This window comes from Pseudomonas sp. WC2, from assembly GCF_050586545.1.
GTDB lineage: Bacteria > Pseudomonadota > Gammaproteobacteria > Pseudomonadales > Pseudomonadaceae > Aquipseudomonas.
Genome location: NZ_JBOBDR010000003.1, coordinates 327,276 through 352,652 on the forward strand (window position 1 = coordinate 327,276; position 25,377 = coordinate 352,652).

The 25,377-nt window shown below is 60.1% G+C and carries 22 protein-coding genes and 1 tRNA gene; 11 read left to right on the plus strand and 12 right to left on the minus strand.

The genetic code is table 11. The annotated features are described in order from the left end of the window. Positions 1–20: 20 nt before the first annotated feature. The 8 genes from ACQ4OE_RS05415 to ACQ4OE_RS05450 all read right to left on the minus strand — a co-directional run bounded on the left by ACQ4OE_RS05415 (position 21) and on the right by ACQ4OE_RS05450 (position 7,153). Positions 21–1,046: an ABC transporter permease gene (locus ACQ4OE_RS05415; RefSeq protein ID WP_430946002.1), complete on the minus strand. Its 1,026-nt coding sequence runs from the start codon at positions 1,044–1,046 to the stop codon at positions 21–23. Continuing rightward, positions 1,039–2,595 carry a sugar ABC transporter ATP-binding protein gene (locus ACQ4OE_RS05420; RefSeq protein WP_430946003.1) on the minus strand — a complete coding sequence of 519 codons (1,557 nt, stop codon included), beginning with the start codon at positions 2,593–2,595 and terminating at the stop codon, positions 1,039–1,041. The genes ACQ4OE_RS05415 and ACQ4OE_RS05420 overlap by 8 nt, the downstream gene beginning before the upstream one ends. An 8-nt stretch (positions 2,596–2,603) precedes the next feature. Next, on the minus strand, positions 2,604–3,275 hold the full coding sequence (locus ACQ4OE_RS05425) for a methionine ABC transporter permease (protein WP_430946004.1): 672 nt from the start codon (positions 3,273–3,275) through the stop codon (positions 2,604–2,606). Beyond that, positions 3,272–4,072: a methionine ABC transporter ATP-binding protein gene (locus ACQ4OE_RS05430; protein WP_430946005.1), complete on the minus strand. Its 801-nt coding sequence runs from the start codon at positions 4,070–4,072 to the stop codon at positions 3,272–3,274. Before ACQ4OE_RS05430 ends, ACQ4OE_RS05425 begins: the two co-directional genes overlap by 4 nt. Further along, positions 4,069–4,878: a MetQ/NlpA family ABC transporter substrate-binding protein gene (locus tag ACQ4OE_RS05435; protein WP_430946006.1), complete on the minus strand. Its 810-nt coding sequence runs from the start codon at positions 4,876–4,878 to the stop codon at positions 4,069–4,071. Before ACQ4OE_RS05435 ends, ACQ4OE_RS05430 begins: the two co-directional genes overlap by 4 nt. A gap of 27 nt (positions 4,879–4,905) precedes the next feature. Next, positions 4,906–5,952 (minus strand): isopenicillin N synthase family dioxygenase, encoded by a 1,047-nt coding sequence (locus ACQ4OE_RS05440; RefSeq protein ID WP_430946007.1) that lies wholly within the window; start codon positions 5,950–5,952, stop codon positions 4,906–4,908. Positions 5,953–6,178: 226 nt separating this feature from the next. Beyond that, positions 6,179–6,475, minus strand: coding sequence for a hypothetical protein (locus ACQ4OE_RS05445; RefSeq protein ID WP_430946008.1), 297 nt, complete (start codon positions 6,473–6,475; stop codon positions 6,179–6,181). Between the two features lie 402 nt (positions 6,476–6,877). Then, positions 6,878–7,153 (minus strand): hypothetical protein, encoded by a 276-nt coding sequence (locus ACQ4OE_RS05450; protein ID WP_122595548.1) that lies wholly within the window; start codon positions 7,151–7,153, stop codon positions 6,878–6,880. A 147-nt stretch (positions 7,154–7,300) separates the two neighbouring features. Between ACQ4OE_RS05450 and ACQ4OE_RS05455 the strand changes: the two genes are divergently transcribed. Together ACQ4OE_RS05455 and ACQ4OE_RS05460 are read left to right on the plus strand one after the other, a co-directional pair. Further along, positions 7,301–8,137 carry an AraC family transcriptional regulator gene (locus tag ACQ4OE_RS05455; protein ID WP_430946009.1) on the plus strand — a complete coding sequence of 279 codons (837 nt, stop codon included), beginning with the start codon at positions 7,301–7,303 and terminating at the stop codon, positions 8,135–8,137. A gap of 55 nt (positions 8,138–8,192) precedes the next feature. Next, entirely contained in the window at positions 8,193–8,789 is a 597-nt protein-coding gene (locus ACQ4OE_RS05460; RefSeq protein WP_122595546.1) for a LysE family translocator, read from the plus strand. Here ACQ4OE_RS05460 and ACQ4OE_RS05465 read toward each other — a convergent pair. Beyond that, on the minus strand, positions 8,786–9,556 hold the full coding sequence (locus tag ACQ4OE_RS05465; protein WP_430946010.1) for a helix-turn-helix domain-containing protein: 771 nt from the start codon (positions 9,554–9,556) through the stop codon (positions 8,786–8,788). The two genes, ACQ4OE_RS05460 and ACQ4OE_RS05465, sit on opposite strands and share 4 nt — an antisense overlap. A gap of 231 nt (positions 9,557–9,787) precedes the next feature. Between ACQ4OE_RS05465 and ACQ4OE_RS05470 the strand changes: the two genes are divergently transcribed. The 5 genes from ACQ4OE_RS05470 (at position 9,788) to ACQ4OE_RS05490 (ending at position 16,281) form a co-directional block, all read left to right on the plus strand. Then, positions 9,788–11,413, plus strand: a complete 1,626-nt coding sequence (locus tag ACQ4OE_RS05470) for an APC family permease (protein ID WP_430946011.1) — start codon at positions 9,788–9,790, stop codon at positions 11,411–11,413. Between the two features lie 21 nt (positions 11,414–11,434). Beyond that, positions 11,435–12,361, plus strand: coding sequence for a 4-hydroxyproline epimerase (locus tag ACQ4OE_RS05475; protein WP_430946012.1), 927 nt, complete (start codon positions 11,435–11,437; stop codon positions 12,359–12,361). A gap of 55 nt (positions 12,362–12,416) precedes the next feature. Then, on the plus strand, positions 12,417–13,364 hold the full coding sequence (locus tag ACQ4OE_RS05480; protein WP_430946013.1) for a dihydrodipicolinate synthase family protein: 948 nt from the start codon (positions 12,417–12,419) through the stop codon (positions 13,362–13,364). Positions 13,365–13,433: 69 nt separating this feature from the next. Continuing rightward, a complete protein-coding gene (locus ACQ4OE_RS05485; protein WP_430946014.1) occupies positions 13,434–15,026 on the plus strand; it encodes an aldehyde dehydrogenase (NADP(+)) in 1,593 nt (530 codons plus the stop codon). Next, positions 15,016–16,281 (plus strand): FAD-dependent oxidoreductase, encoded by a 1,266-nt coding sequence (locus ACQ4OE_RS05490; protein ID WP_430946015.1) that lies wholly within the window; start codon positions 15,016–15,018, stop codon positions 16,279–16,281. Before ACQ4OE_RS05485 ends, ACQ4OE_RS05490 begins: the two co-directional genes overlap by 11 nt. 83 nt (positions 16,282–16,364) lie before the next feature. On the opposite strand, the gene ACQ4OE_RS05495 is transcribed toward ACQ4OE_RS05490, so the two are convergent. After that, on the minus strand, positions 16,365–18,650 hold the full coding sequence (locus ACQ4OE_RS05495; protein WP_430946016.1) for a hypothetical protein: 2,286 nt from the start codon (positions 18,648–18,650) through the stop codon (positions 16,365–16,367). Between the two features lie 28 nt (positions 18,651–18,678). Then, positions 18,679–18,753 (minus strand) — tRNA-Gln (locus tag ACQ4OE_RS05500). Positions 18,754–18,996: 243 nt separating this feature from the next. Between ACQ4OE_RS05500 and ACQ4OE_RS05505 the strand changes: the two genes are divergently transcribed. After that, positions 18,997–19,692, plus strand: a complete 696-nt coding sequence (locus ACQ4OE_RS05505) for a tRNA (adenine(22)-N(1))-methyltransferase (protein WP_430946017.1) — start codon at positions 18,997–18,999, stop codon at positions 19,690–19,692. A gap of 109 nt (positions 19,693–19,801) precedes the next feature. Further along, positions 19,802–20,716: a LysR substrate-binding domain-containing protein gene (locus ACQ4OE_RS05510; protein WP_430946018.1), complete on the plus strand. Its 915-nt coding sequence runs from the start codon at positions 19,802–19,804 to the stop codon at positions 20,714–20,716. Between the two features lie 53 nt (positions 20,717–20,769). On the opposite strand, the gene ACQ4OE_RS05515 is transcribed toward ACQ4OE_RS05510, so the two are convergent. Then, positions 20,770–22,440, minus strand: coding sequence for a BCCT family transporter (locus ACQ4OE_RS05515; protein ID WP_430946019.1), 1,671 nt, complete (start codon positions 22,438–22,440; stop codon positions 20,770–20,772). A 299-nt stretch (positions 22,441–22,739) separates the two neighbouring features. On the opposite strand from ACQ4OE_RS05515, the gene ACQ4OE_RS05520 reads away from it, so the two are divergent. Next, positions 22,740–23,921 carry an aromatic ring-hydroxylating oxygenase subunit alpha gene (locus ACQ4OE_RS05520; protein WP_430946020.1) on the plus strand — a complete coding sequence of 394 codons (1,182 nt, stop codon included), beginning with the start codon at positions 22,740–22,742 and terminating at the stop codon, positions 23,919–23,921. A gap of 14 nt (positions 23,922–23,935) precedes the next feature. Next, entirely contained in the window at positions 23,936–25,375 is a 1,440-nt protein-coding gene (locus ACQ4OE_RS05525) for an aldehyde dehydrogenase family protein (RefSeq protein ID WP_430946021.1), read from the plus strand. The last annotated feature ends 2 nt before the right edge of the window (positions 25,376–25,377 follow it).

The window sequence follows — 25,377 nt, forward strand, 5'->3', positions numbered from 1 at the left end:
CTTCCTTGAATAAATGCGGCTCAGCGCGCCCGATGCGCGAGGCCGAAGGTGAACATCAGGGCCAGCACCAGCACCAGTCCCTTGACGAAATCCTGCGCGTAATACGGCGCGTTAAGCATGGTCAGGCCGTTAAGCAGCGATGCCACCAACAGCGCGCCGATCAACGTGCCAAAGGCATTGGGCTTCTTCGCGCCGAGCACGGCAAAACCGATCAGCGCCGCCCCCAGTGCGTCCAGCACCAAGCCGTTACCGGAACTGACGTCGCCACGGCCCAGCCGCGCCGCAAGCAATAAACCGCCCAGCGACGCCAGCACCGCCGAGAGCACATAAGCGAGCAACTTGAAGCGGTGCACCGGCGCACCGGCCAGTCGCGCTGCCTGCTCGTTGCCGCCGATGGCGTAGAACAAACGGCCGATGCGCGTGCGCTCGAGAAACAGCCACACCGCCAGCGCGACGACGGCAGTGATCAATACCGGAATCGGCACCACGTCCCACAAGCGCCCGCGCCCCAACGCGAGAAACGCGGCGCTGAATGTGCCTTCGGTTTCTTCACCGCTGGGCAAGGTCATGCCGACTGCAATCGAGCGGCCGCCGGTGGGAATCAGCTGCACACCGATCACCAGAAACATGCTGCCGAGCGTCGCGAGAATGTCCGGCACCCGCAATTTGACGATCAGCCAACCGTTGAGCAGACCGACCAACGCACCGCCGGCCAGGCTGATCAACACCGCAGGCACGGCGCCCCAGCCGAGCACGACCATCACGTAACTGGCGATCATCAGGCTCATGGCTGCGACTGCGCCAATCGACAGATCGAGGCCGCCGACCGCCATGGTCAGGGTCACGCCCAATGCCAACAGCGCGACGATCGACACCGATTGCAGAATGCTGAACAGATTGCCAACCCGCAGAAACGCCGGTTCGGCAACGCTGAAAAACACCACGATCAATGCCAGCAGCCACAGCAGGCCATAGCGGATCAACGCTTGCAGCAGGCGTTCGGCGGGTGCCGTGTTAGTCGATAACAGTGAACTTGAATCAGGCACTCGCTCTGCTCCTTGGCGTGGCTTGAAGGGGATGTTCGCCGACCTCGATACCGGCCAGTGCGGCGACCAGATCGGCGCGGTTCAGATCGGCGCGCGGGTACTCGGCAACTAAGGTGTGATCACGCACCAGCAGGATGCGATCGGCAATTTCCAGGGCTTCATCGACATCGGCGCAAATCACCAACGTCGCGCGGCCGTGGGCGCTGTCGCGCAGCAGTTGGCCAATCTCACGGCGGGCACGCACGTCGACACCCTGGAACGGTTCGTCGAGAATCAACACCCGCCCCTCCCCCAGCAGCCAGCGGCCGAGGACGACTTTTTGCTGATTGCCGCCGGACAGCGCGGTCATGGGCACATCGATGCCGGTGGTCTTGATGCCGAGCGCTGCGACCTGCGCCTCGACCGCTGCCGCTTCGGCGCGATTACGGATGAATCCGCCACGGGTAAAGCGTTCGAGAAACGGCAAGGTCAGCGTGCGACGCAGGGAGAAATCCGGCACCAGCGATTGACTGGCGCGGTCTTCAGCAGCGAAAAAAATACCGAGTTGAATCGCCTCCCGCGGCGAGCGCGCAACCCCTTCGACGCCGTCCAGCCGAACGCTGCCCGACGTCGCTTGGCGCAGGCCGAACAGCACTTCGGCGATCTCGCTTTTACCCGCGCCCAGTAGGCCGGTGAGCACCACCACTTCGTTTTCATGCAGGGTCAGATCGAAGGCCTTCGAGCGCGGCAGGATCTTCATCGCGTCGAGCTGCAACACTGCGCGCCCGGACGCTCGCGGGGCATACGCATGCTCGGCGAGCGCCTGGCCGAGCATGGCGGTGACCGCTTCGGGCAATTGTTGCGAGGTGAAGTCACCCGCGATCCGTCCATCCCGCAGCACGATGGCGCGGTCGGCCACGCGTTGCAGGTCGGACAGTCGATGGGAGATGTAGACAATCGCCACCCCACGGCTGCGCAAAGTGTCGATCAAAGCAAACAGGCGCTGCGCTTCGGCATCGGATAACGCCGCCGTCGGTTCATCGAGAATCAGCAAGCGGGGCTGCAAGGCAAACGCTCGGGCCAGCACCACCAATTGGCGTTCGGCTTGGCCAAGATGTTCGATTGGCTGCTCCAGCGGCAACGTCAGGCCGAGCCCGGCAGCAATGTTCGCAGCACGCGCCAGCAGGCGTTTTCGATTGAGCCAGAAGTCTGCGTCAGGCTTGCACAACTCATCGAGCAGCAGGTTCTCGGCCACACTCAAACCCGGCGCAATGCCCTCGTTGATCTGCTGATGCACCGCAACAATCCCGACCCGGCGCGCGGATAACGGTGAGTTGAAATGAAGCGGTTGACCATCGACGCTGATCTCGCCGGCATCGGCGCTCTGGCTACCGGCCAGAATCTTCACCAACGTCGACTTGCCCGCGCCATTGGCGCCGAGCAAAGCCACCACTTCGGCGGGATAAATCTCCAGACTGACGCGATCCAGCGCACGGTTCGAAGCAAACGACTTGCTCAGCTCACGCACACGAATCAGTGGCTCGCGAGCCACGGCGACAGGCGCACTCATAAAATTCCTTAGCGGCGATGAGCCAGCGAACGTACCAGTCGATCGCCCAGGCTTTGCACGCCCTGAACGAGGATGACCAACACCACCACGGTGACGACCATCACTTCATTATTGAAACGCTGATAGCCGTAACGGATGGCCAGATCACCGAGTCCACCGCCGCCAATCACCCCAGCCATCGAGGAAAAACCGATCAACATCACCAGCGTCAACGTGATCCCGGCGAGCAACGCTGGCAACGCTTCGGGCAACAACACTTTGAAGATCACATGACCGATGTCACCGCCCATGGCGAGGATCGCTTCAATGCGCCCCTTGTCGACTTCATCCAGTGCGTTTTCGACGATGCGCGCGAAGAACGGAAACGCGCCGATAGTGATCGGCACCACAGCGGCGGTGCTGCCTAATGTCGTGCCGACCACTAGGCGGGTCAGCGGAATCAGGGCAATCAGCATCACCACGAACGGCAGCGAGCGACCGAGATTGACCAAGGCACTCAACGCCGTATTCAGACGTGGCAGCGGATAGAGCCCGGTGCGGCGGCTGATGAACAGCAACACGCCCAGTGGCAAACCGATCAGCAACGTGAACAACCCGGCGAGCAGCACCATGTACACGGTTTCCCCGGTGGCGTTGAGCACCAATTGGAGGATTTCATGCCAATCGATTGAGCGGTTCATGACTGCGCTGCCCGTACGCCGTATTGCTTGAGGAAGCTCAGGCCGGGGGCCGCATGGCCCAGTGGCAACCCGCACGTTGGGCGCAACAGGCTGCCGAGATTCGATTGTGGGTCGGCCATCAAGCGTGGCACCGGCCCGGCCTCCACCAAGCGACCGTCAGCCATGAACGCCGCGTGATCGCAGATTGACTTGACCACGTCCAGTTCATGGGTGATCAGCACAATGGTCAGGCCCAGTTGCCGATTGATGTCGCTGAGCAGTTCGAGAATCGACGCGGTGGTTTCCGGGTCAAGGGCGCTGGTCGCTTCGTCCGACAGCAGATACGCCGGCTCCGCCGCCAGCGCTCGGGCAATCCCCACACGCTGTTTTTGCCCGCCAGACAATTGCGAAGGAAAGGCCTGCGCCTTGTCACTCAAGCCGACCAGTTCCAGCAGCTCGCGAACCCGCACATGGCGCCACGGTTTGCCGACATTGGCGATCTCCAGCGGGACTGCGATGTTGTCGAAGACGTTGCGCGAATGCAGCAGGTTGAAGCCCTGGAAGATCATGCCGATGCGCTGGCGTTGCTGGCGCAGGTCGCTGGCGGACAACGTCGTCAGGTCAACGCCATCCAACAGAATGCGCCCGCTGTCCGGGCGTTCGAGCAGGTTGAGACAACGCAACAGCGTCGACTTGCCCGCCCCGCTGCGCCCGAGAATCCCGTACACCGCGCCGTCGGGAATGCTCAGCGATACCTGATCCAGCGCCGGTTGCGTGGCTGCCGCATAGGTCTTGCTCAACTGCTCGACGGCGATCATGGCTTGCCGCCCACCACCGGAATCACAGAGCCGGCGAAGTTGTCGGTGATGTACTTGGCCACCTGGGGCGAGGTCAGGTCCTTGGCCAGTTGCGCAATGCGCGGGTCGTTCGCAAGCTTCGGTGTGGTCACCAGAATGTTCGCGTAGGGATTGTGCTCAGCCTTCTCCAGCCCCAACGCATCCTTGGCCGGCACCAGCCCGGCGTCGAGCGCATAGTTGCCGTTGATCACTGCCAGATCGACATCGTCGAGCGAGCGCGGGATCTGCGGTGATTCGATTTCGAGGATCTTCAGCTGTTTCGGGTTTTCGGCGATGTCCTTGGGTGTTGCCTGGTCGGTGGCGGGATCGTTGAAGCCGGGTTTGAGTTTGATCAGACCGTTGTCCTGCAACAGGTACAGCGCGCGGCTCAAGTTGGTGACGTTGTTGGGCACGGCGACGATGCCTTTTTCCGGGACGGCGGTGAAGCTTTTGTGACGGTGCGAGTAAATGCCCAACGGTTCGATATGCACCGTGGCGGCAACCGCCAACTTCTCGCCGAGCGCCTGCTCCTGAGACTTCAGGTACGGCAGATGCTGAAAGTAATTGGCGTCGACATCGCCGTGCACCAACAGCTCGTTGGAATTCACGCCGTTGGGGATTTCGATGACTTTGAGGTTGAGTTGCGGATCGATTTTCTGGATGTACGCAAGGATCTGCGCGTGGGGCACCGGATCGGCAGCAACGCGCAACGGTTCCAGCGCCTGAACACCCCACGAACTCACCAGCGCGCCGAGGACGGCCAGGGTCAAGCCTGCTTTTTTCAACATATCGATAGTCCTTGAGCGGGGGATGAATCAGGCAGTTTTACGCACGGGTGCCGGCGGCAACAGCGCGTCGGCATAGAAGCGCTGCGCGACATCGGGATGTGAGCGCAGACGACCTTTGAGGTAGTTCCAGCCGACATCGCGAAACAGTGGATTGAGCGGATCACTCGCCGGCCCCCGCGCCTCGCGCAACAGCGCAGTAGGCAACGGATACAGCGGCACCGTGGCGTCAAGTTGCGCGCCGAGGAAGAACGCAATCGACAGGCGCTCACTGCCCTGCGGCGGCGAGACAACCCGGTGCACCGTGGCGCGCAAATATCCGTTGCTGGCCAGTTCAAGCAGCTCGCCGATGTTCACCACCAGGGTGTTCTCGCGTGGCAGCGCATCTATCCAGCGGCCCTCTTCGATTTCGACTTGCAGGCCGGCTTGCTGGTCTTGCAGCAAGAAGCTCAGGAACCCGGAATCCTTGTGCGCGCCAACACCTTGCTTGCTCGCCTCGGGCGATTGCCCGGGATAGCGCATGAGTTTGATGTGCTCATTGGGTTTGTCGCCATAGAGTTGATCGAACGCATCGGCCCGCAGCGACAGGGCCTGGGCGAAGGCACGCAGCAAACGCAGGGACATGCGTGTCATCGCCTGCTGCCATTCGAGTAGCAACGGTTTGAGTTCGGGCAATGCCGTCGGCCATTGGTTGGGACCTTGCAGCCGTGCCCAGAACGGGCTGTCCGCTTCTATCGGCAAAGCCTCGCGCTCGGCGCCCAGATCGAACTGTTCGCGCCAGTCGGGTTGACCTCGGGTGATTTCCGACGCTGCACGGTTGTAGCCGCGAAAGTGCGGCGAATTGATCATGCCGACGGCGGCTTTTTCGGCGTCAGGCAAAGCGAAAAACTGACGGGCGTGATCTTGTACTTGCTCGAGCAAGCGGCTGTCGATGCCATGCCCGGTTAAATAGAAGAACCCGACATCGCGGGCGGCGTGGCGCAGATCTTCAAGAAACCCATAGCGCTGCTGCGCCGTGCCTTCGAACAGAGACAGGTCGAGGGTCGGTAATGTGGTGATGTCGAGGGCATGCGGCATGATTCACTCCCGTGTGAATCAAACCTGAAGAACCTGTGATCGATTCAGCGTGTGCCGTCATGGCAATCGGGGTCTATCGGTTTGATGCGTTTTGATTCGTGGTTGAGACAAAACTAAACGATCTTAAAAACACCAATCCAATATCTTTTTCGCATTACCTTAGGCGTAAAAAAGCCCGGCGGTTGAAGCCAGGCTTTTCGTTGAGGATTGCGGTCAGTTGTGGCATTCAGACGGCACGGCGCTCGAGCAGACGATCCGCGCCACCTTCGGCGACTCGATTGCCCTGCAGATGATCGGAACCGTCAGCAGCAACGGCGTCGCTGAACAGTGGGTCGGTTTCAGTCGCGGCGACGGCGTCACTGAACAATGGATCTGTTTCGGTAGCGGCGACGGCATCGCTGAACAATGGATCGGTTTCGGTAGCGGCGACGGCATCGCTGAACAACGGATCGGTTTCAGTGGCAGCAAAAGCATTCAGTGCGAAGATCGAGAAAGCGATACCGAGAAGGACTTGGCGTTTCATGGTGATGTGCTCCGATTGCATGTGTTGGGAATGGAGCCGATCTTACGCCGCCGGTTTGATATGAGAACTTCATTGGGTTAATGGTCGTTATTGATGCAGTCAATAATAGGTAGATTGAGATGATGCCTACAGCGGTCGGTGGAAATGACCTACAGCCTTCGTTATTTCTGCCTGTTTAACCAAATAAACAACTATAAAAAAACCGATTCCGCGCACAGATTAACGTTGCAAGGTGAAGCGTAGACTCTTACCATTCCCCCACGTCAGTTCGGCTAGTGAAGCAGCAAACCTCGACCGCAAACCGAGGTTTACAAAAAGAACCGCCCCGCAAAGGCGGTTTTTTTTCGTCTGCAATTCAGCACTTCATGCGCAAACAAGCTCCGCGCCCCAGCCAACGCAACGCTATTTACACTTCGCCAATACCACCTGACAGGTGTTCGGCGTGCCTCCCGAGCGCCCGGCATAACGAATGCAGTTGTTCATCGATTTTTGCCGCGCCATGTTCAGACTCGAACCCCACGCCAAGCCTCCCTCACCTACCGTCGGCAAGGCCTTGGCATAACAGCTGTCGCCAACGCCCGAGGGTGGATAGTGTTTGCGGCTTGAGCAGCCTGCGATCAGCGTCAGGCTTAGGGCGATCAGTGCAGGCAGAACCCATAGCGAGCGTCGGTTGATCATTGCAGAGGCACCTGTCGCAGGAGGGTCGTGTGCTATTGATTCTAGCGGTTTGCACTCAGCCTTCTGCACAAATCTTCTAAACGTCACTGCGCATTGCGCGTTATTTTATGAGGCCGCATTTTTCAAAGACGAGCCCTGGAGCCTTCCGTGGATAAACGCAACTGGATCGATTTGTCCCAGGATGTCGACACCGGGATTGAATCGATTCGTGCTCACTTTGAAGGCCATGCCTACGACCCGCACTGGCATGACAGCTTTCTCGTCGGCGTCACCGAGCAAGGGGTGCAGCAGTTCAATTGCCGCCGTGTGCGTCATCGCAGCACGCCGGGTCAGGTGATCTTGTTGGAGCCGGGGGAAATCCACGATGGGCATGCGCCGACCGAGGACGGTTTCACCTATTCGATGCTGTACCTCGATCCGCATTGGCTGGAGCGTGAAATGCACGCGCTGTTCGAAGACGCGCCGGCCGACAGCCAGCCCGGTTTTGCCGACACACTCAGCCAGGATCCGCGTCTGGCCACCGCAATCACTCAGGCCTTTCACGCACTGCATGACGGTGATCTGCGCATCGTCCGCCAGACCGCCATCGACGGCCTGCTGGGTTCGCTCACTGGCCACCTCGCGTGGCGCAAGCGTCAGGCCTTCGATCCGCGCCTGCCATTGGTGGCGCAGATGGCGCGGGATTATCTGCACGCGCATACCTATGAAGATATCGGTCTCGATGACCTCGCGCGTGTCTGCGGGGTCGATCGCTTTCGTCTGAGCCGCGCCTTCAAGACCGCCTTCGGTCTGGCGCCCCATGCTTACCTGATTCAATTACGCCTGGCCAAAGCACGGCAGTTGCTGGCGCGCGGTGAAACGCCGGCGCAAGTCGCCAGCGTGCTGGGTTTTGCCGATCAAAGCCACTTGGGCCGCTGGTTTCGCCGCGCCTACCAACTCACCCCCGCCGACTACCGCAAGCGCTGCTCAAACCTTCCAGACTGACGCACCTCGACGGGTAATCATGGCCCCCTGTTTTCACTTTCAGGGAATCCGAACCATGGCGTCATTACTGCCCTTCCTGCTGTTTGCATTCGTTGCTTCGATCACCCCGGGGCCGACCAATATCCTGGTACTCAGCCATAGCTCTCGCCAAGGCTTGCTCGCCACATTGCCGATCATTTTTGGCGCCTGCGCAGCGGCGGCGTTGATTGTATTGGTAGTGGGCCTCGGCGCTGGCGAAACACTGCTGCGCTTTCCCCGTGTGCAGCAAGCCATGGCCTGGGCCGGTGTGCTCTGGCTGAGCTGGCTGGCCTGGCAGATCTTTCGCAGCGCGCCGCCATCACTCGACCCGGCCGAGCCGCAAGAACAAGGCTTGAGCGTGTTCGGCGCGGCGATGCTGCAACTGGTCAACCCCAAGGTATGGATGATGGCCATGGCGGTGGTCAGCGTGTTTCTCGGTGGTGGCGACAAGACGTTGCGACTGATGGTGCTGTCGCTGGCGTTTTTGCTGGTGTCGTTGCCATGCATGACGTTGTGGGCGCTGCTGGGCGTGGGCAGCAGGCGATTGATCGGCTCAGCGCAGGCATTCAAGCGCATGAATGCGGTGCTGGCCTTTTTGCTGCTGGTGTCGGCGTGGTTGACGGTATTGGTCTAATGCCCGGTCGCTTGGCGATATTGGCGTGGAGTGAAGCCGGTCGAGGCCTTGAACTGGCGGGTGAAGGCGCTGTGATCGGTGTAACCGCATTGCAGCGCGACCTCGGTGATCGGCAGGTCCGAATGCAGTAACCGATGCGCGTGTTCGAGGCGCACTTTCTGGATCATTTGCCGTGGCGTCAGATGGAACACGCGCTTGCAGTAGCGCTCCAGTTGCGCGACGGAAATTCCGGCAATTCGCGTCAGCTCGCCGAGGGTCACCCGGCGATTGAAATTCGCCCGAATATGCTCATCGACGGCGGCCAGCCGTTCGAACGCCGGATGGGTTTCGCTGGCTGATTGCAGATCGACGGAGATGCCGGCCAAACCAATGATATGTCCGTCGCGGTTGTACAGCGGATGCTTATGGGTCAGGCACCAGCCCGGTTCGCGGCTGCCGTACAAATGCAGCTCCAGCTGATCCTCCAGCACAAACCCCTCTTCCAGCACCTTGCGATCCTGCTCGGTATAACCCGGCCCCAGTTGCGCCGGGAACACCTGCGCACTGGTTTTGCCGAGCAACGGACGCAAATCCTTCAAGCCACAGCGTTGCACCAGCGTGCGGTTGGCGAGGACGTAACGCGCCTGCACATCCTTGATGAAAATCGCCGCGTTGGGGATCACGTCGAGCATCGGCAACAGCAGTGCCGCGCCGGCCAACAGCTCCTCAAGGGTCTGCGGGCGATGGCCGTCAACGCCTTGGGCCAAGATCGAAAACGCCTGCTGCATCAAACAACCCCCTCGTAACGTGGATTGGCCAAAAGCCCGCCCTGCGGCGTTTGCGTGCAGATTGCAGGATCAATGAAGTCATGTCGAGGACCGCGTCCGATCAACCCGATTGTGCTGATTTCGTCATCCAACCCAGCGCAAAACATCAATCGCCATGCCCTCGATGAGTTCAAAGTCTGGCCGTCCCAGTGACACAACTGCCTATCCAATAACTCACAAGAAGGCGATGCCATGTCAGGCCAAGGCAAGTTCAAAAAACAGCTTTCACTGATCGACCTCACATTTATCGGACTCGGCGCGATTTTCGGCTCCGGCTGGCTGTTCGCGGCCAGTCATGTGTCCGCGATTGCCGGGCCGGCGGGGATTTTCTCCTGGCTGCTGGGCGGTTTTGCCGTGCTGTTGCTGGGCATCGTTTACTGCGAACTGGGCGCGGCGTTACCGCGTGCCGGCGGTGTGGTGCGTTATCCGGTTTACTCCCACGGGCCGCTGCTCGGTTATTTGATGGGCTTCATCACCCTGATCGCGTTTTCCAGTCTGGTCGCGATTGAAGTGGTTGCCTCGCGTCAATACGCGGCGGCGTGGTTTCCCGGCCTGACCAAGGCTGGCAGTGGCGATCCGACGATCCTCGGCTGGATGGTGCAGTTCGCGCTGCTGTGCGTGTTTTTCCTGCTCAACTACCGCAGCGTGAAGACCTTCGCTAAGGCCAACAATCTGGTCAGCGTGTTCAAGTTCATCGTGCCGCTGCTGGTGATCGGGGTGCTGTTCACCTTTTTCAAACCGGCTAATTTTCAAGTGCAAGGTTTCGCGCCGTTCGGCTTGTCCGGTATCGAAATGGCAGTGTCGGCGGGTGGCGTGATTTTCGCTTATCTGGGGCTGACCCCGATCATCTCGGTGGCCAGTGAAGTGAAGAACCCGCAGCGCACCATTCCCATCGCCCTGATCCTCTCGGTGCTGCTGTCGACACTGATTTATGTGCTGCTGCAAATCGCCTTTCTCGGCAGCATCCCGACGGAAATGCTCGCCAACGGCTGGGCCGGGATCAGCAAGGAATTCGCTCTGCCGTATCGCGACATCGCGTTGGCACTGGGTGTGGGCTGGCTGGCGTATCTGGTGGTCGCCGACGCGGTGATCTCGCCGAGCGGCTGCGGCAACATCTACATGAACGCCACTCCGCGGGTGATTTACGGCTGGGCGCAGACCGGCACCTTCTTCAAGGTGTTCACCCACATCGATGAAAAGTCCGGCATTCCGCGTCCGGCGCTGTGGCTGACCTTCGCCCTCTCGGTGTTCTGGACCCTGCCGTTCCCGTCGTGGGAAGCGCTGATCAACGTGGTCTCCGCTGCATTGGTGTTGAGCTACGCCGTGGCCCCCGTTTCCGTCGCAGCGCTGCGTCGCAACGCGCCGGACATGCCGCGCCCGTTTCGGGTCAAGTGCATGGGCGTGCTTGGGCCGGTGTCGTTCATCATTGCTGCGTTGATCGTCTACTGGTCAGGCTGGAACACCGTGTCCTGGCTGCTTGGCCTGCAAATTCTGATGTTCGTTGTGTATCTGCTGTGCGGCCGTTTTGTGCCAACCGCCCACCTCAATCTGGCCAGCCAGGTGCGCTCGTCGGCGTGGCTGATCGCCTTCTACGCGGTGACCATCGTCCTGTCGAAACTCGGCACCTTCGGCGGCCTCGGCATCCTCACTCACCCCTTTGACACTATCGTCGTCGCGGCTTGTGCCACTGGCATTTATTACTGGGGCGCCGCGACCGGTGTGCCCGCGCACCTGCTGCGCCTTGAAGAAGACGACGAAGAAAGCGAAGTCGCCGCACCTGTCTCGACCGCGTCCGCGCGCCCTGCCGGCGCTTACTGAATCACCCAACGGGAGTTGTTCATGAAACGAGTACACGTCATTGATTCCCACACCGGCGGTGAACCCACGCGTCTGGTGATGAGCGGTTTCCCGGATCTGCCCGGCCACAGCATGGTGGAAAAGCGCGATGCCCTGCGCAATCAACATGATGACTGGCGCCGCGCCTGCTTGCTCGAACCGCGCGGTAACGATGTGCTGGTCGGCGCGTTGTATTGCGCGCCGGTCTCACAGGACGCCACGTGCGGGGTGATTTTCTTCAACAACGCCGGCTACCTCGGCATGTGCGGCCACGGCACCATCGGTCTGATCAACTCGCTGCAATACCTGGGGAAAATCCAACCGGGCGTGCACAAGATCGACACTCCAGTCGGCCCGGTCAGCGCCACGCTGCATGACGATGGCTCCGTCACGCTGGGCAACGTCCCCGCTTACCGTCATCGCAAACAAGTGCCCGTGGACGTGCCGGGATTCGGCCGCGTCTTCGGTGACATCGCCTACGGCGGCAACTGGTTTTTCCTGGTGTCCGAGCACGGCCAGACGCTGACGATGGACAACGTAGAACACCTCACCGCCTACACCTGGGCGATGCTCAAAGCCCTCGAAGACCAAGGCATCTACGGCGAAGACGGCGCAGTAATCGACCACATCGAACTGTTCGCCGATGACGCCAGCGCCGACAGCCGCAACTTCGTCATGTGCCCCGGCAAAGCCTACGACCGCTCCCCGTGCGGCACCGGCACCAGCGCCAAACTCGCCTGCCTCGCCGCCGACGACAAGCTGCAGCCCGGCGCTATCTGGGTGCAGGCGAGCATCACCGGCAGTCAGTTCGAGGGTCGCTTCGAATGGGAGGGCGAACGCATTCGCCCGTTCATCACTGGCCGCGCCTACATGACCGCCGACAGCACCTTGCTGATCGACGAAGCAGACCCGTTTGCGTGGGGCATCTGAGCGCCCACGCTGATTCTTCACCTCAATTTGAATGATGTGCCAAGGAGTTAAAACAATGAGCGACAACATCTTCACCGGTTGCATGCCGGCCCTGATGACCCCATGCACCGCCCAGCGCAAGCCGGACTTCGACGCACTGGTGGCCAAAGGGCGCGAGCTGATCGATATCGGCATGAGCGCCGTGGTGTATTGCGGCTCGATGGGCGACTGGCCGCTGCTGACCGAGGCTGAGCGTCAGGAAGGCGTGGCGCGTCTGGTGGCGGCAGGTATTCCAACGATTGTCGGTACCGGCGCGGTGAACTCCCGTGAAGCGGTTGCCCACGCGGCGCACGCAGCGAAAGTCGGCGCGCAAGGTCTGATGGTGATTCCACGCGTGCTGTCCCGTGGTGCTTCGCCCGCCGCGCAAAAGGCCCACTTCGCGGCAATTCTAAAAGCGGCGCCGAACTTGCCGGCGGTGATTTACAACAGCCCTTATTACGGTTTTGCCACCCGCGCTGACTTGTTCTTCGAACTGCGCCGCGAACACCCGAACCTGATCGGCTTCAAGGAATTCGGCGGCGGTGCCGACCTGCGTTACGCCGCCGAAAACATCACCTCCAAAGACGATGACGTGACCCTGATGGTCGGCGTCGACACGCAAGTGGTGCACGGCTTCGTCAACTGCAACGCCACCGGCGCGATCACCGGCATCGGCAACGCCCTGCCCCGCGAGGTGCTGCAACTGGTGGCGCTGAGCAAGAAGGCGGCCCAAGGTGATGCGAAGGCCCGACAGCAGGCGCGGGAACTGGAGTCGGCGCTGGCTGTGCTGTCGTCGTTCGATGAGGGTTGCGATCTGGTGCTGTATTACAAGCATCTGATGGTGCTCAACGGCGACAAGGAATACACCCTGCACTTCAACGAAACCGATGTATTGAGCGACTCGCAACGGCGTTATGCCGAGAAGCAGTACGCGCTGTTCCGTCACTGGTACGAGAACTGGTCGGCGCAACAGAACTTCGCCTGACAGCCGCTCTCTCCTGCCGCGAAACGTTGCGTTTCGCGGCAGCCCTCCCTTTTTTATCAGGAAGACACCATGACTCTGACGGGCCATATGCTGATCGGGCAGCACTCGGTTGCGGGCAGCCGCGAAGCCATTCGCGGGATCGACCCGGCCACGGATCAAGCGCTGGAACCGCCGTACGCCGGTGGATCGGCCGAGCATGTCGATCAGGCTTGCGCGTTGGCTTGGGCGGCGCTGGACGCTTACCGCGAAACCACGCTGGATGCCCGCGCCGAATTTCTGGAAAGCATCGCCGTGGAAATCGAAGCCCTTGGCGATGATCTGATCAACCGCGCACACGCCGAAACCGGCCTGCCCCACCCGCGTTTAATGGGTGAGCGCGGGCGCACGTGCCAGCAATTAAAAATGTTCGCGCGCACGGTGCGCGCCGGTGAATGGCTGGATGTGCGCGTCGATAGCGCGCAGCCGCAACGCCAGCCGATGCCGCGTTCGGACTTGCGTCAGCGCCAGATCGCGCTGGGGCCGGTGGCGGTGTTTGGCGCGAGCAATTTCCCCCTGGCATTTTCAGTGGCGGGCGGTGATACCGCTTCGGCACTGGCCGCTGGTTGCCCGGTGGTGGTCAAGGCGCACAGCGCACATCCCGGCACCAGCGAACTGGTTGGCCGCGCGGTGGCTCGGGCGGTGAAAACCTGCGGTTTGCCAGAGGGCGTGTTTTCCTTGTTGTACGGTTCCGGGCGCGAGGTCGGCATCGCGCTGGTCAGCGATCCGCGCATCAAAGCCGTCGGTTTCACCGGCTCGCGCAGCGGTGGACCGGCGTTGATTCATGCGGCGCAGGCGCGGCCCGAGCCGATTCCGGTGTATGCGGAAATGAGTTCGATCAATCCAGTGCTGCTGTTTCCGGCAGCGTTGCACAACCGTGCGCAGGCATTGGCTGAAGGGTTTGTCGGTTCGCTGACCCTGGGCGCCGGACAGTTTTGTACCAATCCGGGGCTGGTGATCGCACTCAAAGGGCCGGCTCTCGATGCGTTTATTGATGCGACCACCAGACTCGTCGAGGTGCGTGCGGCGCAAACGATGCTGACCCCGGGAATCTTCAAGGCTTACGAATCGGCCGTGAATGCATTGGCCGAAAACGCGAACGCGCGTATCGCTGCGGCCGGGCAAATCGGTACGGGTATGAATCAGGGTCAGGCCCATGTGTTCGTCACCGAAGCGGCGCATTTCCTCGCCGATCACACCCTGCAAGCCGAAGCGTTCGGCGCGGCGTCATTGATCGTGCAATGCGGCAGTGAAGATGAAATCCGTCAGGTCACCGAGCATCTGGAAGGCCAACTGACCGCGACTCTGCACCTCGACGAGGCTGATCTTGAATTGGCGCGCGCCTTGCTGCCGACACTGGAACGCAAGGCCGGTCGCCTGCTGGTAAACGGCTGGCCAACAGGCGTCGAAGTCTGCGATGCCATGGTGCATGGCGGGCCTTTCCCGGCCACCTCCGACGCCCGCACGACATCGGTTGGCACTGCCGCCATCCTGCGATTCCTGCGCCCGGTCTGCTATCAGGATTTCCCCGACAGCCTGTTGCCGAGCGCACTGAAACACGCCAATCCGCTGCACTTGCGGCGTTTGCTCGACGGGCAAAGGGAAGCCTCGAACCATGGCGAATAACCTCTCGTACGACATCGCAGTGGTCGGCGCCGGGATCATCGGCGTCGCCTGCGCGTTGCGTCTCGCGCGCCAAGGTTTGCGCGTGGTGGTGATCGATCAGCAGCCACCCGGCCACGGTGCCTCGTTTGGCAACGCCGGGCATCTGGCGACCGAACAGGTCTTTCCGATTGCCGACGCGTCCATTCTCAAGCGCTTGCCGGTGATGCTGATGGACCCGATGGGCCCGCTGCGCCTCGATTGGAAATACCTGCCCCGCGCTCTGCCGTGGTTTACACGGTTGTTGCTGAACCTGCGCGCCGAGCCGTTTCAGAAAACCGTGGCTGGATTGCGTGCGCTCAACGAAAGCAGTCTCGACGCCTGGCAGCGGTTGCTCAGCGATATCCAGCGCCCTGAACTGCTCAAGGTCGACGGCTCGTTGCTGGTGTTCGAAAAACCTGAATCCCGCCAAGCCATCGAAACCCTGCAAGCCCGTATGGCTCAGCAGCAAGTGGCGGTTGATTTCTGGCAAGCCAGCGCCATCCGCGACACCGCGCCACAACTCAGCGAACAGATTCAGGGCGGCCTGTTCTTCCCGCGCACCGGGCATTTCCTCGATCCGTATCGCGTGGTCTGCGAACTGGTCGAAGCGGCGCAAGTCAGTGGCGTGAGTTTCGTGCAACAACAGGTGCAAGGGGGTTATGTGCAGGAGCACGGCGTTTCGCTGATCACCGGCAATGGCGACATCAGTGCAAGCCGCGTGCTGATTGCCTGCGGTGCCCACTCGGCAAAACTCACCACTGCACTCACCGGCAAAAAAGTCCCGCTGGACACCGAGCGCGGTTACCACCTGATGCTGCCGCAAGAACACGAGCGCCTGCCCTTCCCCGTCACCTCGCTGGAGCGCAAGTTCATCATGACGCCGATGACCGAAGGCCTGCGCCTGGCCGGCACGGTCGAGTTCGCGGGGCTGGAAAAGCCACCAAGCATGGAGCGTGCGTGGCAGCTTCATCGGTTGAGTCAGGGGTTGTTTCGCAAAGACCTGAATGCTGAAGCGGCGACACCGTGGATGGGCTTTCGTCCGTCACTGCCGGATTCGTTGCCGGTGATTGATCAGGTGTGTGATGGCAAGGTGTTGCTTGCGTTCGGGCATCAGCATCTGGGGTTGACGCAGGCGGCGGTGACGGCGGAGATGATTGTGCGGATGGCTTTGGCCACGGTGGTACAAAAGGCCTGCAGCCTGCCAGTCAGCGAACCGTACAGGCTGAATCGTTTTTGAAACGGAAGCTTGGTCCAAAAGTCTGCTTTCGAGAGCAGGCTTTTATGCACGGGGAGATTCCCTGTGGTCTGGAGACAAAGGCGTTACGAGGGCATTAGCCAATGTCGCTCAGTGGTCCAACCCAAAAAAACCTTTGCACCCTCATCTTTTTGGCAACTCAACGTCAGCCGATGTCCTGCAGCGGCAACACGCAACCCGACCATGGCGGGCAGAAATCTTTCCCGGAACTCACTGGATTGCGTCGCAAAATGCGCCTCAAGACTTTCTAGAGCCGAATGCAAAAGCTCTCGATCCAGCATCGACAGATAAAAAATCATCTGACGCCAGGCATACGCCGTGTTTTTCAACATCAGCAGACGAGCATGGTAGAGGGATAAGTGCGTTTGGTGGCGCTTGCAGATCCATTCAAAGCACGACAGCGCCAATGCACTTAAACGGTGTTGCAGCAGTATTTTGAGCTCGAGTTCGCCAAACAAGACCGCAAGGTTTTGTGTTGTCAGGATCTGTTGCTGTTCAAGTATCGTACCGTTGACTGCTGGCTGCCACGTGCCTAGGGCGGCATTTGCTCGCTGTGCGCACAGCGTCGCCAATGCGTCAGAGTTGTTTTTCCTACGCCGCGATCGGTGGTGATCGGGAAGGCACGCCAGTCCATCCGTATCAATGTCGTAATAGCGGGCGTAAAGCGTTCCGGCGATCAGCTTGGCCGATTGTCTGGCCGCTCTCGAAAATTTGTTGGAGAAAGTCCCCATGAAAATGTCAGCAGCCACTTCCTCGACGAAGGGAAGGTCCAACTCAGCAGTTTGAGCCAGAGAAACAAATTCCTGCAGTAACTTGTTAGGAAGAATCGCCTGCGGAAACGCAGAGAGAGTTAATGCGGAGGCTTCAACCAGAGCTTGTCTGGCGCCGGTAATGGAGTTGACGTTCGTCTCACGCTCACTTTCTAAAGCCATTACCCAAGGCAGCTCTGCAATTTTCACCTGACTTTGCAGATTGACTAGCAACGATGACCGGCGACGGCGGAAGGCACGGTACGTAGCACCTCCCAGTGTCTGAAGCATCTCGTCTCGATATCCGGCGCTACAGATTTCAGCCGTCATCGCAGGCAGAACTCGCGCCACAGTATCGCCGGAGGAGATCAAGCCATGGCCAATCAGCTCGGCGATTGTGCCCTTGCGGCAACGCTCCAGGCGCCGGCGAATAGCAGGCGGAATAATCGTCCCGACGGTCAGCGCGTAACACTTGGCCTCCTCATCGGTGATGGGTTTCAGCAGCGGAGAAAAGTCAGCGACGCCGTCCGCACCCGGATAATTTTCCAGACGCTGCGCTACAGCATGGGCGATCAGATGATGTCCGGGGGCAGCCACGTGATTTCGCTGCTCTTCTCGTTTAATCGAGAGCGCGCAGGATTCGGGATGGCCATGTTTGGCGACAAAGTCATCGACAATTCGCCGGATGCGACCGACGTCTCGGCCCGTCAATGATGTTTGATCACGGGAACTCTGAGCGAGTAAAGCAAACAGTTCTGCTGCCCGGTTCTTGAAGGGTTTTTGACTATTGAATTCAGCACCACAGGTTTCAGCGATCTGCTTGCCGAGCAAGGTTGCGCGCTCAAACCAACCGTCAGGATAGTGTCTGCAAGGCCAGCCGTCCTGATACGTCAAAATAAACAGCGAGACCGCCGCGTCGTAGAGAGGTAGCCGGTTTTCAACAACATGTTTTTGAATAGCGAGACGCGGTTGAGCCAATCGCCCTGTCAGCCGCTGCCTGACACTGGCGGTATCAAAAACATGCACCTCAGCGGTCGAAATCAGTGGCTCGTCAACGGCAGACGGGAAGAAACGCAGGCTTTCGAAGAAAGGTGCGATCTGTTCGATCAGCGTTCGCGCTTCGTCATCACGCTGATGCCGCAGAAGCCATGACACTGTCAGCAGTGCGGCCTCCTCCGGAACATCGATTTGATAGTCGCCTTTTGCCAAACGCTCTTGCAGCGCTGCGACTCCTGCATCTGAAAGATGCCAGGCATTCAGATCGAGCCGTTCATGACCGGCACGAATGCCAGGAATCGACGCGGCTAACTGGCGTTCGTAGGCAGTCAAAGCACCACCAGCCAGCAGTCGCCCAGTGGCAAATCCACCTGTCACCACTTCCAGCGTGACCCACGTCGGCAAATCGGCGAATGGCGCGCGTGAACCGTACAGTGCGCTGCCCTGCCGCAGATGTTCGATAACCCGTTGCCAGCGTTCGATACGAATTCTTGCCTGCTGACCAGCATCGTTCCGCGAAGCGGTCAACGCCCGCGAGAGCTGGAACACCGCATAACCGGCACTCACTCCATCGCGCTCGTCGAATTCACTGTCGTGCCTGGACATACTTCCCTGTGACTCTGCAATGTAAAAATGGGTCCGGGGGCTGGATTCGAACCAGCGCCCACTCGGTCCAGAGCCGAGCGTTCCACCGCTGAACTACCCCGGAACAGAGCGCGCATTGTTGACTAGTCACGAAGGGATGTGAAGTTCGATGTTCAGGTTTCTATTACAAGATAACTCCTCGGCGTCGCGACCTGAAACAAGCGCCTGTATCCATTCAGTGCTCAGCGTTGCCAATTGATTATTCAATTTCGTCGACTGAATTTGACAGGCCAGACATACCCCGACAAAGTCGCACCCCTTTTCCCGCCCACGATGCCGCACGCATCAGGCACATCAGGGGTTGTCGTTGAACGAAAACACTTTATCCATGCGCCTTGAACGTGTGGCCGCGCACGTGCCGGCCGGCGCGCGGCTGGCCGATATTGGTTCCGATCACGGTTATCTGCCGGTGGCGTTGCTGCGGCGTGGTGCGATTGTCGCGGCGGTGGCTGGCGAGGTGGCGTTGACGCCGTTTCGTGCGGCGCAGCGCACCGTGCGCGAAAACAACCTGGAGGCGCAGATTACCGTGCGCCAGGCCAATGGTCTGGCAGCGATCAAAGCCGAAGACCGGATCACCGCGATCAGCATCTGCGGTATGGGCGGCGAAACCATCCGCGACATCCTCGAAAGCGGCAAAACGCACCTGAGCGGTGACGAGCGTCTGATCCTGCAACCCAACGGCGGCGAGCAACCGTTGCGCCTGTGGTTGATGGAAAACGGCTACCGCATCCTCAGCGAGGAAGTGCTGCGCGAAAGCCGCTTCGACTACGAAATCATCGTCGCCGAACGCGCCGAAGCGGTCAGCTACACCGACAAGGAACTGTACTTTGGGCCCTTGCAGATGCAGACGCGCAGCCCGGCATTCCTGATCAAATGGCAGCACAAACTTCACCACAAGCAGAAGACCCTCAGCCACCTCGCCCGCGCGCAGCAGGCGTTGCCAGCAGACAAAATCGCGGACGTTCATCGAGAGGCGCAGTGGATCACTGAAATGCTGGCATAAGCCATCTGTCGTACCCGGTACTGCCCGGTCACAAAAAACTGGCGGCCCTTGAACGCCTTCTGCACAATCGGCGCACGCTGCACAAAACCTATAAGAAAGTGATCGCCCGATGAAACTGCAACCCCTGCCACCGCTCAACAGCCTGGTGGCATTCGAGGCCGCCGCTCGGCATTTGAGCTTTACCCTGGCCGCTCGTGAACTCAACGTTACCCAAGGCGCCATCAGCCGCCAGATCCGTGTGCTTGAAGACTATCTGGGCACGCCTTTGTTCGCCCGCACCACCCGCGAAATCAACCTGACCGTCACCGGCAAGAGTTACTGCGAAACCGTCCGCGAAAATCTGCAACAGATCGCCCATGCCACCGCCGGCGTGCGGCATTGGCGCGGCGCGCAGCAGGTCACCGTGGTGACGAGTACGGCGATGGCATCGCTATGGTTGCTGCCGCTGGTTTCAGCGTTTCAACGGCAGCATGAAGAGATCGACCTGCGCATTATTGCCACGGATCAGATCAGTGACTTCTCACGACTGGATTGTGATCTGGCGCTGTACTACTGCAGCAAGCCACCGAAGAACATGCAGGTGACGCCGCTGTTCAGCGAGGAGATTTTCCCGGTGTGCAGCCCGGCGTATCTGGCGCAACACCCGCAAATCACCGACCCGCAGCACCTCGGCGAATGCACTTGGTTATGGCTGGAAGACCCGCAGAGTGACTGGATCGGCTGGAAGGATTGGTTCAATCATCTGGGCTACCCGGTGCCGGAGCCGCGCCGGCGGATCAACATCAACAGTTATTCGATGCTGATCCAATCGGCACTGGCCGGCCAAGGGATCGCGCTGGCGTGGTCGAACCTGATGGGCGATCACTTGCAGGCCGGCAATCTGGTCAAACCCGTGGATATTTATTTGCGCACCGAGGCGCAATTCTGCTTGTTGGAGCCCATCGGGCGCGCGGCCAATCGCCAAAGCGTCAACCGCTTCCGCCAATGGTTGATGCAACACATCGCAGAAACGATCAACGGCTGAAAAAAACCGGCGAATGATTCGCCGGTTTTTTCAAGGGTTCGCTGCAAGGTGATTTATGCCAATTCTCGGGATGGCATCACCGCCGCGAATGCACCGTTGTTGTCTGCCGCCACCGGCTCATTGGCCGTCGCACGCATCACCATCAATCCTTCCGCAGAACTCATGGTGTCGGCGCGCAAGCTGCGCAGCAGGCTGTAGCCAGTGACCAACAGAAACACTGCAATGGGCAAACCGATGATGATGCTTGCCATCTGAATCGCCACCAGGCCACCAGCCAACAACAATCCCCCAGCAATCGCCCCTTCCAGCACGCACCACAGCACGCGGATCCAGTTCGGCGGATTGATGCTGCCCACCGAGTTGAGCATGCACAGCACTTGCGTCCCGGCATCGGCGGCGGTAACGAAATGCACCGCCAACAGCAGGCAGACGATCACGCAAAGAATGCCGCCAGTGACCGGGCCGTCGAGACGTTCCAGCAATGTGAACATCGCGGCGGTGGTTTCTTTCTGGGTTGCCTGCAACACCGGGCCACCAGTAAACGGCGTTGCTTCAACCTGCTCGGCCACCGGCAATTGTGTATGGGCGTGGCGGGCCTGTTGCTCATCATTCAGGGCCGAGCCACCGAACACCGACATCCATAGAATGGTCACCAGCGTCGGCACCACCAGCGCGCCGAGGATCAGTTCGCGAATCGTCCGGCCCTTGGAAATTCGCGCGATGAACAAGCCCACGAACGGCCCCCAAGTCATCCACCATGGCCAGTAGAACGCGGTCCAGTTGTTCTGCCAGCCACTGTCGGCCTGGGTGTCCGTCCAGAAACTCAGGCCGACGATGTGCTGAACGTAATCGCCCGTAGCTTCGAAGAAAAAGTTGAGGATGTAACGGGTCGGACCGAGCCACAGCACCACCAGCATCAAGGCGAACGACATCCACATGTTCAGCGTCGACAGGCGCTTCATGCCCTTGGACAATCCGGCTACCAGCGACACCGCCGCAATCAAGCTGACGAAGGCGATGATCGACAGCTGAAAACCGATACTCACCGGCAACTGAAACACCTGATGCAACCCGGTGTTGATCTGCACCACGCCAAGACCCAGCGACTGCGACACACCGAACGCGGTGATCGCCACGCCGAGGATGTCCACCACATGGCCGATCGGCCCGTAGATACGTTTGCCAATCAGCGGATAAAGAATCGAACGCAGCGCCAGCGGCAAGCCTTTGCAGTAGGCGAAATACGCCAGGCTGACACCGATCATGGTGAAGATCGCCCACGGGTGCAGACCCCAGTGGAACAGGGTCAGGCGCATCGCGACGGTGGCGGCTTCGTCGCTCAGGCCGGGTGCGAAGGGATTATTGGCGTAGTGCAGAACCGGTTCTGCGACCGACCAGAAGATCAAGCCAATGCCCATGCCGGCACTGAACAACATCGCAATCCATGCGCTGAAACTGAACTCCGGAACGTCATGCTCTCGACCCAGTTTGAGTGCGCCGTATCGGCTGCACGCAATCATCAGCAGTACGCCGAGCAGGCCGCTGACCAAGGCGAGATAGAACCATTTGAAGTTGTGGAGGATGGCATCGGAAGCGGTCTTGAACACGACGGTTGCCTGATCGCCTTTCAACGCGCAGAGCAGAACGAAGGCAATGACCATGGCGACCGACACGACAGTCACGGTTGGATTGAGCCCTTTGAAAAGGCCACTGGTGGCACGCATCAGCTGTCTCCCTTGTTTTTGTAGTACAGCGCTTTACGGGATTTTTTGTAGGCAATGTCTGTCACTCATTGCGCGGCCAACAATGAGCGAGCCTTGAGCGCTCAACAAACCATTTAATCTCATGAATTAATGAGATTTCAGCATGAATATCCGCGAGAATTTTCACCTCGTCATAAATGACTTTTTCTCATCAATCGGCGTTGAAAAATGGTTTGTTCGCCACCCGCCACGCCCTGAAGAATCACTCCAGACAACAGGCCGAAAAGGCCGACCTACCGTGCGATCTGGAGAAAACAATAATGGGCATCGCCAACCTCATTCCCGTCCACAGCCTGGAAAACGTCCTCGCCCCTATCGAGCACGCCCACGGCCTGACCAACGACTTCTATACCGAACAACGCTACTTCGAAATGGACCGTGATCAGGTACTGGGCAAGAACTGGGCGTGCATCGGTTTTGCCTCTGACCTGCCGACCAATGCCTACGTCAAACCAGTCGATTTCATGGGTCTGCCGCTGCTGATGATGCGCAACCGCGAAGGCCAGGTGCAGGTGTTCCACAACGTCTGCAGCCACCGTGGCGTGAAACTGGTGCAGGAGGCCGGGACCATTCAAGGCATGATCCGCTGCCCTTACCATTCCTGGACTTATGACCTGAACGGTGCCCTGCGCGGCACGCCGCATGTGGGCGGGATCAACCAGCACAAGGACGAACGTTTCGCCTGTGAAAAGCACGGTCTGAAAGCATTGCGCAGTGCGATCTGGATGGACATGGTCTTCATCAACCTGTCCGGCGATGCCCCGCCACTGGAAGACGCCCTCGCCCCGTTGACTGAACGCTGGAAGCAATTCCTCGGCGACGACGGCATGAGTCTGATGCGTCGCGAAGCCCACAGCGGTGCGATGGCGATCGAAGTCAATTGCAACTGGAAACTCGCGGTCGAGAACTATTGCGAGGCCTATCACCTGCCGTGGGTGCACCCGAGCCTGAATACCTACTCGCGCCTGGAAGATCACTACAACATTCTCTTCGACCAGTTCGCCGGTCAGGGCAGCTACGCCTACAACCTCTCGGACGTCGCCGGCACGCATTTGCCGATGTTCCCGTCGTGGCCGACCGACCGACTGCGCAACGCCGAATACGTGGCGTTCTTCCCTAACGTGCTGCTGGGCATCCAGGCCGACCACGCCTTCGCGATGATGCTGGAGCCAATCGCCCCCGGCAAAACCGTCGAGCACCTGCGCCTGTTCTATGTCGGTGACGAAGCGCTCGACCCGCATTACGAAGCCGCGCGCAACGCGGTGATGGAATCCTGGCGCGTGGTGTTTGCCGAGGACATCGCTTCGGTTGAAGGCATGCAGAAAGGTCGCAGCTCACCGGGCTATAACGGCGGCGCGTTCTCGCCGGAAATGGACCTGCCGACTCACTACTTCCACAAGTGGGCCGCGCGTTCGTTGCTCGACACCGTCAAACCAGCCTGAGCCGGAGAACCACCATGACCACCACACATTGGCTCAACTACATCGACGGACAGTGGCTCGACAGCGATCAGCAACTGACCATTCTCAACCCGGCGGACAATCAGCCGGTGGCAACCATGGCCCAGGCCAGCGTCGCTGATGCCGAGCGCGCGCTGCAAGCCGCCCGGCGTTGCGCCGACAGCGGCGAACTGACGCGTGTGCGGCCGGCGCAGCGCGTCACTTGGCTGCTGGAAATCGCCCGGCAGATTCGTCTGGTGGCCGATGAAGGCGCGCAGATTCTCTGCGCCGAAAACGGCAAGCCCCTGAACGACGCTCGCGACGAGTTCACCGAAGCGGCGCGGTACTTCGAGTATTACGCCGGGATGGCCGACAAGATCGAAGGCATCTCCGTGCCGCTGGGCCACGGCTACATGGATTTCACCGTGTACGAACCGATGGGCGTTTCCCTGCAGATCGTGCCGTGGAATTTCCCCGTGTCGATCTGTGCGCGCTCACTGGCACCGGCCCTCGCGGCGGGCAATGCAGTGGTGGTGAAATCGCCTGAGCTTTCGCCGCTGGGTCTGTGCGTGTTGATGCAAGCCATCGAGCGCGCCGGTCTGCCACAAGGTGCGGTCAACCTGATCTGTGGCCGAGGCCGCGAGGTCGGGGCTTATCTGGCCGGACACAAGCAGGTCGACCAGATTGTCTTCACCGGCTCGGTCCCGACCGGGCAAAGCATCCTCCGTGCCGCCGCTGAAAACGCCGTGCCGAGTGTGATGGAACTGGGCGGCAAATCTGCCGCACTGGCATTCTCCGATGTTGATCGCGAGCAACTGCTGAGCAGCGTGCGCAGTGGGATTTTCTTTAATGCCGGGCAAGTTTGCTCGGCAATGTCGCGACTGCTGGTGGAGCGCTCGATTTACGCCGAAGTGGTCGAGCAAGTCGCCGACATGGCGCGCAATCTGCGGGTTGGCCCGGGCGTCGAAAACGCCGAGTTGACCCCGGTGATTTCCGCCGGCCAGTTGCGCGGGATCGAAGCCATGTGCCAACGGGCGCAAGCGCAAGGTGCGCGGGTGGTCGCCGGTGGCGAAGCCGTCAGCGGCACCCACGGCAACTACATGCAGCCGACGGTGTTCTGCGACGTCACCCCGGACATGGAAATTGCCAGCAGCGAAGTGTTCGGCCCGGTGCTGGCGATCATGCCGTTCGACAGCGAAGAACAAGCGATTGCCTTGGCCAACGGCACGGATTTCGGTCTGGTGGCTGGTGTCTTCACCCAGGATCTGAACCGTGCCCTGCGCTGCGCGCGACGTTTGCGCGCCGGGCAAGTGTTCATCAACGAGTGGTATGCCGGCGGCATCGAGACGCCATTCGGTGGCGTCGGCCTGTCCGGCTACGGTCGCGAAAAAGGTCAGGAAGCGCTCTACAGCTATGTGCGCACCAAGAATCTGGCCGTGCGTATCCAGGGCGAGTGAGG